The sequence below is a fragment of the Thermoplasmata archaeon genome (assembly GCA_038729465.1).
Taxonomy (GTDB): domain Archaea; phylum Thermoplasmatota; class Thermoplasmata; order Thermoplasmatales; family ARK-15; genus JAVRLB01.
Genome location: JAVYRZ010000029.1, coordinates 1 through 12904 on the forward strand (window position 1 = coordinate 1; position 12904 = coordinate 12904).

The following is a 12904-nucleotide window of genomic DNA, read 5'->3' on the forward strand; positions in this document are numbered from 1 at the left end:
GAGCCAGATTTTCCACTAAAAATTGTAACTGCTGCATTAGAAGAGTTATCTAAATCTTCAGAGCCTAATAAATTAGAGCTGAAATATCTCAATTTAATTCCAGCAAATACCGGTGTTAATATCTCAATCATAACGTCAGACAACAAATTTGTGATTACCCGGCGTTCTGGAAAGGAAGCAGTTATGAGATTTATGTGGCAGCAGGGAGTAAGTGGAGCTTTTGATTTTTCAGATTTTGAAACTGGTGAGGCAGTGTATAATGGTGCATTTCGGGAAATGTTCAATGAAATGAGAATCGAAAAAGAAGACGTTGAGTTTATTAAAATTCTAGGAATTGCGAACCGTGTAGAAAATAATATCATCGACTTTTTTTTGGTATGTAAGACTTCCTTGAGTTTGGAAGATTTGAAAAAAAATAGGAAAAATAAAGGTTCGCCTGAGCACTGGGAAAACGAGAGCATAAGAGGTTTTGATCCTGAAGAGATCGCAGCCATGTCAGGAAAGTGGAGAGCGTTCTATAATAAAAATTACAAATTTATTAACACACAACTCTTAGTTTCACTGGCTCTGTACAAGCATTACCATGATGAATCCAGAAACCTAAAAAGTTAAATTTTGTTCAATTATGTAGCAGCCACAGACTACTTCCTTTTTAGTGAGGCGATGATCTTGAAAATTTAATTTGAGCAATTTAAAGAGTATGTATTATCACGTGAGCACAAGGTTTTGAAACAGTTTAAACTAACATAATAATAAAAAATTGGGGATATTAGAGAATGCTATGATTCAGCTAGTTCAAGAGAGGTCATTGCTTAATAGTAAGTTTGCATAAAACAGTATAGTAGCTGTATACTATCAGATATGAAAACAGATTGCTGGAAATCCAGAATATAGAACATTAAATTTATTAATGATATCAGATTCAGTTATAGATAGTGATCTTGATGAGCGAGGAAAAAAATAAAAGATTGGAAGAAGAAGTAAGTCTGATAAAAGAGAAGCTCAAAGAGTTGCATGGCAACAAGAATGTAGACCGTGCAAAAGACGAACTGAAGAACATCTTGATGTCTGTGAAACCATGGGAAATTCCAATCATAGAACAGTCTCTGATAAAAGAGGGTGTTACTATTACACAGATAGCACATATGTGCAATCTTCACGTAGAGCTTTTTAGAGAAGAACTGGTATCGAGCCTCGGTTTAAAAGGGTTGCCGATATGGCATCCTCTTGACATACTATTAAAAGAAAATGATGAGTTGCTCAAAGACAGTGAAAAGATTACACTATATTTAAAATACCTAGAAGAAGCAAAAGGCAAAGAGCAAGAAGAAAAGATCAGAGAACTGAAAGCACATCTGGTCTCGTTATTCAACCTGAAAAAACATTATTTTAAACAACAGATGTTGCTATTTCCATATCTTGAAAGAAGAGGACTTTCAGCAGTGCCTAGAGTGCTCTGGACCAAAGAAGATGAGATTTTAGAAACTTTAAAAAATTCTTTGGCATTGTTCAACAAAAACACTGAAAATATCGAAAATGCATCTTTAAAAAATAAACTAACAGAGCTTGCAAGCGCGATCAGTGACCAGATTTTCAGAGAGAATAACATACTGTATCCTACTTGCTGGGCATTATTCACTGAAGGAGAATGGGCCATGATTCACAATCAAGCAGAGCTGATAGGGAACTACAAAGTAAATGCTCCTGCAGGGAGCTGGAAATCAAATGCAAAGCCTGTTTATCCATATGAAGTAGACGGATCTCTAAAAGATGAACAAATTTTAAAATTGCCAGAAGAGATGAAGAACATATTGACGATGATGCCGGCTGAAACTGACACTTTTACGCCTGCAAAAGAAGGAACTTTAAAGTTAGATGAAGGATATCTTTATCTTGAAGAGATTGAATCTATATTAAAGACTCTGCCTTTTGAGCTTACATTCATAGACCGGGAAGACAGACTTAGATATTTTACAGCTACTGAAAACATGCTATTTCTCAGAACCAGAACTACGATCGGGAGGAAAGTAGAGCTTTGCCATCCGCCAATGAGTGTGCATATGGTAAAAAAAATAATTGAAGATTTCAGAGCAGGAACTAGAAATATAGCAGAGTTCTGGATTAATATGGGTGGGAAAATGGTACATATTCGATATTTTCCAGTAAGAAACAAGGACGGAGAGTATCTTGGAACTCTAGAAGTAGTGCAGGATATTTCAGAGATACAGAAATTAGAAGGAGAAAGGAGACTGATAGACCTGAAATAGCAGGGTTGCCAAACTTCATAAACTGTGAAATTCAAGGTTCTCTTTTTAGAAATAAGGATCATAAAACAGCAATCTTTGAGAACAATTGTACGAGGTCATTAAAAATTTACATGAAACTATTTTTAAATATTTTTTGGACTAAAGAGATAGCTTCATAAAAGCGCATAGAATCTTTATAAAAATACATAGATTGGCATGGTTGTGAGCCTGCTAAATCTGCTATTATCGATATTTCTAGAGCTCTAAGATACAAACATTAAGGTCCTGAAAAATAGCTATATATCAGTAATTTACAATTTTATAAATCATTTAAACATCGTGATTTCCGTGAACAGCTTAACAATAAAAAGTTTATAAGAACGCAGTGAGGTTCATATATATCATATAGATTGCAACCAGGATGATTATTACTGCAAATATTTTTGTGAGCAATCTCTTGGACACTTTAGATGCATAGTATGTGCCGACCCAGCCTCCAAATATACCACCAACAATGTAAAGTGCAGAAATGATAAGATTCACATCTCCGTTCAGCGAATATCTTACAGCCGTAACAAGCCCAAATACGCCTACAGATACCAATGAAGTGCCGACTGCTTGTATTATATTTAATGCACCAGCATATATGAGCCCGGGCACAATCAAGAATCCGCCGCCAATACCGAAAAATCCAGAAGCAAATCCAACAAGTAATCCTATAGCTAACAACTTTCCATATGATTCTTTATGTGTTGGTTCTACTGCCACATCAACACATTTTCTTTTTAGCATGTATACTGCAATTGCTATCATCAAAATTGCAAAGATAAACAATAGCTTACTGCCAGGCGTTAAAAGCCCTAATTCTGCGCCTATAAGAACACCTATGATGCCAGGTATGCTGAATAAAACACCTTTTTTGAAGTTCACATGCTTTTTTCGTGCATGTGGCACAAGATTCAAAAACGCGTTAATGCTCACTGCCAGAGCAGTTGTGCCTATAACTATGTGAGGATGGTCAAATCCTACAAAGTATATGAGCAAAGGTATTGCAAGTATCGAACCTCCACCACCTATCAACCCCAGAGAGAACCCCACAATCAAGCCCGAGATCACAGAGAGAATTATCTGGAGACTGGTTATATCAAACATATTTATCAGAATGTTATTACGGTATACCCTTCTTCTATTTTCTGGTTTGTTTCAACTCCACCCAGCACAAGACTCACATCTGAAAATATGTCAGACTCTGACAAACCCTCATTTTTTAAACTCACAGAACATGCTTTTACGGGAATGCCAGTCTTTATCGCATTTTCAATCTGATCTTTGAATTGCTGTGAATTCGCCTGTTTTTTATTTGCAGCCTGCACTCCCTGCCCTAAAAACAGTATCTCGATTTCAGCATGTGCATTTTTTACAGCATTTACAGAAAAATTAAAAGCTACCATTTCTGCTTGAATGTTGCTTTTTCCAGATAGAACCATTACCAGTATTTTTGCCATTTTTATCACCATTATCTTATACGCATCTTTGAATTTAAATTTTTATAAAAAATTAAAAGAAAATTTATTTATCTGTACCCTCTCTTGTTAATTTTCAATCTCAGCATTCCATACAACACAACCCATGAGCTCAACAATACAACAACCATGAACACAAAGCTGGATATGGCCATCTGTATGTTTCCGCTAAGTATATGCCCTGAAGCACAGCCATTTGCCATTCTTGCGCCAAACAGCACCATATAAGTACCTATAAATGCACCTATAGCCCTCTTGCTTTTGCTTGTTCCAAATCTATGCTCCCATACTTTTGGAATCTGAGACTTGTATTTCATAAATCTTTTCGATATTATAGTTGCAGATATAAGACCCCCTAAAAAGGTGCCTAGATCTGAGAACGGTTCCCAACCAATTTCGCTGAACGGATTGTTTACTGCCACTCCATTTATTATGTGCAAGCCGCCAAACAGTTCAAAATAAGGATTTGAAGCTGCCCATGTTGGATTGGCCAGATAAGATAACTGTGCACCGATCCAGGAATAGGTTGTTGACTCTCCAAATATCTGGTGCAGTATTATTACAGCCACTGCCGCAATCGTAAATTCTGCACCTAACCATATTACGTATCTGGCGTTCCATATACTGCTTTCATTAGTAATTCTTGTTACAAAAGATCTTGCATTTGGATATTTTTCTTTTTCTTCTTTTATTAAGTCATCAAATCTAACTACGTTTTTGCTCAATCCCAGTATATGAGATCCACAAGAATCTTTTACCTTCTCTCCTGGATACCGTGGCAATATCAAAAATATTAGCAGTAATATTATTCCAAAGATCAGTGCCACTCCAAATATTCCTATTTTAGATGTAATCCCGAATATACTAGCCCATGTGATAGGACCATAGTTCAGAGTGTTCCAGAAAAACGCTTTAGCAGGACCAAATATAACAGACCATGTAAATGCTCCTAACAGCCCTCCTAATAATGCCCATATTGCATCTCTGCGCCCCTGTCCAAGTCCAATCCATACTGTTCCTGGAAAATAACCTGCTACACCAACACCTGCGCCGAAAATTATTCCTCCTATGATTATGCCTGGAATAAAAAAATCTTTAATTCCAAAGTTTGGGCTTGGCACGATCAGATTCAGTGCATAAAGCAGTATTGCACCTAAACCTATTGCAAAACCGAAACAGACAAACATGAAACGGTCCTGAAATGCCATTATTCTATACAGTGTATCCGGATCTGAAAAGTTCCATAGCTCCAGCGGTATTGCTAATAAAATACCTGCCACAATACCGAGCAATAACGGAGCTTTGTTCACATGCAAGATATCCTGCATATATACACCGCCAAAAACCATAAACAGAGATACTATGAATAGTATCGCTGTAGCCACTAAAAGTATCTTTATATCTTTTTTTTCACTTTCAGAAGGCATAATATCATCCCTTAATATATAAATTATAATACTTATATTTAAATATTATTATTTTATGTTGCAAAAATATATCAAATTTTTGCAATGTTGCAAATAATAGGCCAATTTTTTGCAACATTAACGTATTCATTAAAGTATGTATGTTAAGTCTTTTGATCGTCTTGTCTAGATTTATATGTTAAAACAAATATAGTGTTACAGCATTTAATGAGTATTCAGTGAGAATCTTTCTTTAAATCTCTTATTGTGTTTATTGCGCACCGAAATCTCTCAATATTCAGTCAGTTTATCTAACAATATGCCGGCTTAATTATCACCGCATGTTTTTGATTTATTCAAATGGAAGTATTCTCACCATAGGTAGTCTATATGAATAATTCCTCCGTTCTGTTTCAGTAAAAATGAAGCTACTCTTTTTACAGCTAAAGATACGAATTTTAATTGATTTAATGTATATTTTGAGTGTATTGTCAAACGTTTTCATCTAGATAAACCAAGCTTGCCAAGCAAAATTTTAATACTGTCATTGACCAGGAAAACACAGATAATTCCATATATCAGAAGGAATAATATCTCAACAGGAGAGATTGCATGAATTATACCAAATCCAAAAGCAGCAAGAATGAACACTATGATGATATCTGCAATTATTGCGATAAGTAACGTTTTACTGGGTTTGCTCTTCCAGAATCGATTCCTTTCTCTGAGAATGAGCGGAGTAAGCAGTCCAAAAAACAATATTTCTGTAAAGTAGAACGTATGTAAGACCCTAATATCTGAAAAAATGTTAAAGTATATTTTTCCAATGAATAGTAACAAAAACAGCTCTGATACTGTGCATACACCTAGGCCTATGCTTAGCTTTACTAAACTGGATATATTCCATTTTTCTGGATTCTCCGAGCCTCTTTCATAGTCTGTTGAAATAGATATAGTTACAAAGTCTATCAAAAACAAAAATAAGACCACATCCAGTGCAGATAAGGCATAAATGTTAAATATAATAAATGCAAGGCTGACAAACACCGCAATTTCAAAAGTTTTAACAATCTTATTCAGAACCCAAGTAACTATTCGCTGGTACACACTTCTGCCCGTAGTAACAACATCTACAATATTGGATAATCCCTCATTTGTTAAAACCACACTAGCAGCAGCTTTAGCAACATCTGTAGCGCTATTAACAGCAATGCCCACTTCAGCCTGCTTTAAAGATGGTGCATCGTTAATACCATCTCCTGTCATTCCTATTATGTGCTTATTAGCCTGAAGACTTTTAACAATCACATATTTATCTTCCGGGTATATCTCTGCAAAACCGCTACTTTTTTCAGCGATCTCTGTGGCTTCCTGTGGCGAGCTTTCTCTCAGCTTTTTTAGCTCTGAAACCGGTACAATATTATCGCTCAATCCAACTTTCCTGGCTATTTCTCGTGCAATAGGTTCTGCATCTCCAGTCAACATTTTTACAGATATTCCTTTTTCTTTTAATTTTTCAATTAAAGCCGGAGTATCACTTCTTGGAGCATCATACAAAAATGTCAAACCACAAAATTCATAGGGTGCTTTTTCATCAACATCATTAGAGACCGCCACTGCAAGAGTACGGTATCCTTTTTCTGCAAATTTTTTCATATTTTCAGAAATGTTTTCATCCAGAGAAACATTGCATAATTGACAGATCGTGTTTACTGCGCCTTTTGTTACCTTGAATCTTTTGCCATCTTTTTCTACTATTGCCTCAGTTCTTCGCGTAGAAGGGTCAAAAGGATAAAATTTGCTTATTTTATTATCTTTAATGTCTATATTCTTGTTTTTTACATAATTTATAAACGCCATGTCAATAGGATCCTGATTTGCTTCCTGAGATGCAAGATATCCAAATTTTGAGACATCTTCTTCAGAATATTTACCAGAAGGAATAATGTCCGTTAAGTGCAACCGATTTTCAGTCAAGGTTCCGGTCTTGTCTGCGCAGAGAATATCCATAGAAGCTGCATCTTCTATGGCACTCAATCTAGTAAGAAGTCCGCCTTTTTTTGAGATTTCAAGAGAACCAAATGACATAGTTACAGTGAACATAGCCGGTAACGCAACAGGAACCGCAAATACAATCAATATCAATGCTAGAGGAATAATAGAAATCAAACTTAAACCGCGTAAATAGGTAACCACAAACATTATACCTATTAGGACTACAACAGTTAATAGCAGATATTCTACAATTCTGGTAATGATAGATTCAATATGCAGTTTTGGCCTGGCAAATTGTACCAGCTCTGTAGTCTTACCAAAATATGTATTTTTGCCTGTTTTATCTACAATTGTAGTAGCTTCATTTCTTCTTATGATGGATCCGGAATATAACAACTCTCCTGCCTTTCTGGTAACAGGCATAGACTCTCCTGTAAGGGCAGATTGATCTACTTCAAGCTCTTCGCCACTCAAAATTCTTAAATCTGCCGGAACAAAATCTCCAGCTCTAACACGTACTATATCCCCAGGCACAAGCTCTTTGGCCGGTACCATTTCCCATTTACTGTCTCTAAGAACCTTGGCATTTATCTGTAACTTCTGTTTTAATATATCAACAGCTTTTGAAGCACGCTCTTCTTGAGTAAACCCTATTATAGCATTTAATATAAGCAATGCACCGATAATATAACCATCCAAATCTTTGTTGATTATAAAAGAAAAGACCATTGTGATTTCAAGCATCCAGGGAGTAACACCCCAAAATTTCTTTAAAATATTTTTTATTGTATTTCTTTTTTCTTCTTCTATTTCATTATACCCAAACTTGAGCTGCCTTTTTTTTACTTCATCACCAGTCAATCCATTTTCGAGATCAGTTTTTAAATTATTGTTATCAGAAATATTATCATCAAGTTTACTCATAAAATAATATAATTTATAATATTATTTAAATTTTTTTCTAAGTTGATGACATATTTAATAATATATTTTACTAATATAAAAATTTGTTGTCTTTTATAAATATATAAGATTAAAAGGAAAATTTAATAATGTTTTTAAATATTATCAATTATGGAAAAAGGATATGCGATAGCATTGTTTAACAGAGAGGAAGATTATATAATAAAACCTTTTCTTTCAAATGTTCCCAAGATAGATAAACTGATTATAATTGCCAATAAAAACTCAGAACATGAAGAATCAAAAAGAAGATTGATTAATTTTTTAGATGAGATTAATATTGCCTTTAAATTCGTATATGTGAACGACATCACTAATTTTTTTCAGACTTTTTTTACAGTTAGAGCTTTATGTATGCAAGAAGGGCCACCAGTATGGGTTAACGCTTCCTGCGGCTCGGGAATTGGAATGGCTGCTCTGGCAATACATGCAATCAAACATAACGTAAAAATGGTGGTATTCGAAAAAGATGAAGATCGAACAGCAGTGGTAGATGTGAAAAAATTACAGAAAATCAATATATTAGATCATCGATATTTAAATATAATGAAGAACATTGCAAACGGAAAAAACACAATCTCTAAACTGGCTTATGCAAACAATATCGATAAATCTTCAGTTTCCAGGTATATCAAAAATCTGATATCCATGGAAATAGTTAAAAAGCTCAATGAAGATAACAAAAATAAACCATACATATTTTGTTTAACAGAATTTGGAAAAACACTGTTACCAAAATTTTAAGCTGAATTAATATTTATACAAATGTGAAATCTGATCATGTAGAATAAATCAAAAAAATAAACAGTGCTGAAAACTCATACTATGTACTCAGATAGCTCTAAAAACGCAGTTTTCAAAGATCATTAAAATATTGCTTTGTCTTCCGGATATCTAAATACATATTTTAAATATGCGTCTTGATTCAGGTACAGGTAAAAACCTATGCCTCTAAATTCAATATTGTTCCATGTAATATTATCTTCATAAAACCTGAAAATTCTGCAATTTGGGCTAATGAATTCACCTATCTTCTTGCCCGAAAAAACAGGCTCAAACCCACCAATCACCGTGCCATATCCATAGTATGGATATCCGCCATCTATCAATCCTGCATCTCCCGCACCGTAAAAAGGACCATAGCTGGCAGGTTTGATCTTTCTCAAAATATAAGAATCTCTCACTAGATACTCATTATAAATCTCAAATTTGCCATTTATCTCATAATCCTCCAAATTCAGCTTAAACCCTCCACGAGCTCTCAAATAATCGGTTTTAGGACGAATTTCCACATGAATGTGCGGATCGGTCCAGGGTCTGAAGTAAGGAGACTGGTACAGCGTTCCAAGAAGCTCGCCAGCATCGACATGGTCATTAATGTTCAATGCTGGAGCCGCATGCAGAATCTTTACAAAAGCACTGCCACTGTCTATTATAAGCACATGTTCTTTCATTCCGTTTTTACGCATTGTGTGCACTTTGTGCTCGATGATCCTGCCCGATACTGGTGAATAAATATCAGTGTAAGTTCTAGATCCGCTAAATATGTCCAGAGCCTTGAACTCTCTGTGCGCTATGAACGGTGAGTTTAAGAATGTGACAAACCCTGACTCATCTGCAAAAATATCGATATTGGAGTATCCTGCTATTTTGATCATCATAGTGCGAATATGACCTATACAGAAATAAATGTTTTTAAAATCTAAGCATACTCAAGCTCTTTTTTCAGCTCTTGCACAATTCTCAGATCTAGTGTATCTGCATAATCTTTATTCAATAAATCTCTGACAAATGATATAGGCTCTTTTTTATATTTCAAAAAGCTGTCAAGATGCTTTTTGAAAGTTTCTAACTGGTTTTTTTTATCCTGTGAATCATCCAGAAAGCATGTTACTGTTCCTGTATTGATCTTTCCTTTTAACGCAATAAATCCTAACGCTATATAAATGTCAGGTTCTGGAACATGATTGTAAACAGAATAAATACGTTTATACACAGCAAGCTGTCTTCTATGATCTGACGCATGGTCTATTGTTTTATCAGTTTTGTAATCCAGTATCAGATACTTTTTATCCTCTGTCTCATACACTGCATCAAGCTTTGCTTTGAATCTTAAATCTTCACAATTCTCGCAAAAATCTTTAAGATTTGCGTTCACTTCAAGTTCTGCAGCAACCTGTCTAGCCTTATACTTATCACTCAGTTGCCTATTTATAGTTTTAATATTGTTTAAGTACAAGATATCTTCCTCGTTCAGCCCGGGTTCAATGGTGTTTTTAAAAAGCTTAAATGCAAGCTCGTGCGCTCTAGATCCAGCACTCATTGCCGCGTTAAAAGGTTCAGGAACCTTCAAAATTCTTGATTTTAAAAAATTCATATGCTCTCTCAGGCTTTCGATCATAGAATATGATAAACTCTCAATATTGGAAAAATAATCTTTGATCAGTTCTAAAAGCCATGGTTCTGTATCATTTTGTATATTTATTGCGTCTCCATATCGCCTGTTCAAAAACAGTGAATATGCTTCATCAAAAACTGTACGATCTGGTTCAATCACTTCTTCACTGCTAATAACACTGTTTTCAAAGCCATCTATCCTGTAATTTTCACCATCTTTTTTAGAGCTGGCAACTACATAAAGCCTGTTTTTAGCTCTTGTAAATGCTACAAAATCCACTCTCAACGGCTCTTCCTCCAGTTCTTCTTTCACATCCACTTTCTTTGTGGCTTCTATGATTGAGTACACTACCAGATCTATAAAGCTGTCACTATTATTGATTTTTGAAGGAATATAAATCACGTTGTCAAACTCCATTCCCTTTGCTTTATGCACTGTAGTTAGCACGAGATTCACATTTTTCTCAATTGGTTCATAATCTTCTTGTAGCAAAGAGATATAATCGAACAATCCCTCTCTACTCTTCTCTTTTATCATGTTTAAGTATTCTTGAATGCCGTTGAAAATCGATCTGGCACTCAAAAAATGATCTTTGCCAAGCTGTGCAGAAACTGGAAATATGATCTGGTCAAACAGCTCTTTTAAATTATCGAACGTTAAGCCATTTTTGATACTGAAAAAGTTAGCTGTGGCATTAAAACTGGCAGGGGTGGCACTGTTTTCTGAGACTTGAAACGCCTCTTTCAATGTAAGGCCAGAATAGGGTGTAAACAAAGCATTTATTATGCTTTCTCGATCATCATAAAGTAGCCCTCTGAGATAATTGATAATTTGCGTTTTTGCCTCTTCGCTCGTGGAAGAGCTTGCAGTAATGTTATACGCTATTCCTTTGGCATCAAGTGCCTTTGATAATTTTAACAGCTGCGCATTGGTTCTGGTAATGATCGCAGTCTTTTCAGCACGGTCAAAATTCTGTGTTAAAAACAGCTTTATCGCACTGCTGATCTGGTCATCAGCTAGGTACACTTTTACATCTGCAGACCCTTCTTTGCGATTGGCTGTGAGCCCTGCCAGCTCTTTTTCATAGGTTCGATCTTTCGCGTTTTTGATAAAATGCTGTTTTGCATAGTCAAGCACAGGCTGCAAGCTTCTGTAATTTAAATCAAGCACCTTTTTGTTCATGTTTTTCAAAGACTCAAAGCTCTTGAAATTGCCAAGACTGCCACCCTGAAATCCAAAAATAGCCTGTTTCGGATCTCCCACGAGAAATAGTGAAGTGCCAGATAACTTTGCAATCTCTGCTTCCAGTTCGTTCAGATCTTGCAACTCGTCTACCAGTACAAATCTGTATCTATCATTTTTATTGTATTTTTCCAAAAATCGGATCAGCATGTCTGCATAATCAATTCTGTTTTTCAATGCTGACTTTTCAGATTCATATTTTTTAAAAGCTTCTATAAAGTATCTTAAAAAGCTTACTAGCTCGTCTTCTGTATGACTTTTTAAGTTGCTGGACGCATAATTGGTCCTGAGCAATTTTTCCACGCTCTGAATATCGATGCAATCTGCCATTATGCCAAAGCTCTTTAGATATCTTATCGCATTTTCAGTCTTTGGCATCAGATCACTTTTTATGTACTCGCCAGAATAGTTGAATACTTTATTTTCTTGAAAGTATTTGTAGATAGAGTATCTGAGCACATTGCCGCTCACAAGCTCGTAATTGAACCCCAGGCGCGTAAGATAATCAAGTGCATAACTGTGGAAAGTATGCACTGCTATTTTGCTGGCATTTGCATGAACATTGTTGTTACGGATCTGATCACTGATCCGTATTTTCATCTCTAGTTCCGCTTTATTTGTAAAAGTGATACAAAGCAAATCCTCTTCTTTCACACCCATTTTTAAGAGTTCTACAACTTTTTTTGCGAGCTGCGTTGTCTTACCAGTTCCAGGATTTGCAATGATAATTGTGTTAGCCTCAGATTCTTGATCCATACTTACAATTATCTGTAGAATCATACTTAAATTTATCTGTTTTTGAATAATATAGAATATTTATGGGTTTGTGAGTAAATATTAAAATAATAGTTTTAACTATTTAAAATCATGAAATGGATTACTCGTGAAAAAGCAAAAGTAGACCGCATAGCTTGCCCATGGCTGATCAAGAACTTTATTGACAAAAATGCTGAGTTTTTGTTTGTTTCGAAAGATAAAGTATTAGATATTGCTAAGAAAGAAAATGCGATACCGTTCGATATAACTGGTGCTGAACTCACACACTTTTACGAGAATGGAAATGAGTATGTAAGCTTTGATGCAATAATTAGAAAATACAAAATTACAGATCCTGCATTGCTAGAGCTTGCG

General features: G+C 35.3%; 10 protein-coding genes. 4 read left to right on the plus strand and 6 right to left on the minus strand.

Annotation, left to right across the window (positions count from 1 at the left end; all coding sequences use genetic code 11):
• Both QXQ25_06355 and QXQ25_06360 read left to right on the plus strand, forming a co-directional pair.
• On the plus strand, nt 1-612 hold a 612-nt coding region (locus QXQ25_06355; GenBank protein ID MEM0161323.1), incomplete at its 5' end, for a hypothetical protein.
• A 332-nt stretch (nt 613-944) separates the two neighbouring features.
• Nucleotides 945-2267 carry a DUF438 domain-containing protein gene (locus QXQ25_06360; protein ID MEM0161324.1) on the plus strand — a complete coding sequence of 441 codons (1323 nt, stop codon included), beginning with the start codon at nt 945-947 and terminating at the stop codon, nt 2265-2267.
• A 351-nt stretch (nt 2268-2618) separates the two neighbouring features.
• On the opposite strand, the gene QXQ25_06365 is transcribed toward QXQ25_06360, so the two are convergent.
• From QXQ25_06365 to QXQ25_06380, 4 genes are all read right to left on the minus strand, one after another.
• Nucleotides 2619-3398, minus strand: coding sequence for a sulfite exporter TauE/SafE family protein (locus QXQ25_06365; protein ID MEM0161325.1), 780 nt, complete (start codon nt 3396-3398; stop codon nt 2619-2621).
• A gap of 5 nt (nt 3399-3403) precedes the next feature.
• Nucleotides 3404-3751: a DsrE family protein gene (locus tag QXQ25_06370; GenBank protein ID MEM0161326.1), complete on the minus strand. Its 348-nt coding sequence runs from the start codon at nt 3749-3751 to the stop codon at nt 3404-3406.
• A 68-nt stretch (nt 3752-3819) separates the two neighbouring features.
• On the minus strand, nt 3820-5196 hold the full coding sequence (locus QXQ25_06375) for a YeeE/YedE thiosulfate transporter family protein (protein ID MEM0161327.1): 1377 nt from the start codon (nt 5194-5196) through the stop codon (nt 3820-3822).
• 480 nt (nt 5197-5676) lie between these two features.
• Complete coding sequence (locus tag QXQ25_06380) at nt 5677-8094, minus strand: plasma-membrane proton-efflux P-type ATPase (protein ID MEM0161328.1); 2418 nt, start codon at nt 8092-8094, stop codon at nt 5677-5679.
• Between the two features lie 150 nt (nt 8095-8244).
• On the opposite strand from QXQ25_06380, the gene QXQ25_06385 reads away from it, so the two are divergent.
• Nucleotides 8245-8877 carry a DUF6293 family protein gene (locus QXQ25_06385; protein ID MEM0161329.1) on the plus strand — a complete coding sequence of 211 codons (633 nt, stop codon included), beginning with the start codon at nt 8245-8247 and terminating at the stop codon, nt 8875-8877.
• 122 nt (nt 8878-8999) lie between these two features.
• Here QXQ25_06385 and QXQ25_06390 read toward each other — a convergent pair whose 3' ends face one another.
• Both QXQ25_06390 and QXQ25_06395 read right to left on the minus strand, forming a co-directional pair.
• A complete protein-coding gene (locus QXQ25_06390) occupies nt 9000-9794 on the minus strand; it encodes a hypothetical protein (protein MEM0161330.1) in 795 nt (264 codons plus the stop codon).
• A 41-nt stretch (nt 9795-9835) separates the two neighbouring features.
• Complete coding sequence (locus QXQ25_06395; protein MEM0161331.1) at nt 9836-12529, minus strand: ATP-dependent DNA helicase; 2694 nt, start codon at nt 12527-12529, stop codon at nt 9836-9838.
• 111 nt (nt 12530-12640) lie between these two features.
• Between QXQ25_06395 and QXQ25_06400 the strand changes: the two genes are divergently transcribed.
• Nucleotides 12641-12904, plus strand: a 264-nt coding sequence (locus QXQ25_06400; GenBank protein ID MEM0161332.1) for a chromate resistance protein, incomplete at its 3' end; no start/stop codon positions are given.